The sequence below is a fragment of the Extibacter sp. GGCC_0201 genome (assembly GCF_017566055.1).
Taxonomy (GTDB): domain Bacteria; phylum Bacillota; class Clostridia; order Lachnospirales; family Lachnospiraceae; genus Extibacter.
The window spans coordinates 1-208 of the sequence record NZ_JABFCH010000293.1 but is presented as its reverse complement, the minus strand read 5'-3'; the positions used below and the strand labels follow the sequence as shown (position 1 = coordinate 208).

Annotated in this window: 1 pseudogene; it reads left to right on the top strand. The window is 52.4% G+C overall.

The features are described 5' to 3' along the window. A pseudogene (locus HJV72_RS19585) lies at window positions 1-208 on the top strand (LysR family transcriptional regulator); the annotation flags it as partial.

Here is a 208-nt window from a genome sequence, read left to right as displayed (position 1 = left end):
CAGCCATTCTCCATCCTCCTGTCCTCTCATCGGGGCTTGAATGTTTTGAGCTGATTCATGACAGGATGGTGGTGGTTCCGCGCAGCAACAGCGATTACAGAAGCTTCATAGTCAGAAAGCCGGGTGAAGATAAGCCTTATCTGGATATTCATTTTCTGGAAAAGGAGCCGGTGGCGCTGACACAGGCCAGGCAGAGGAGCCGTATGGC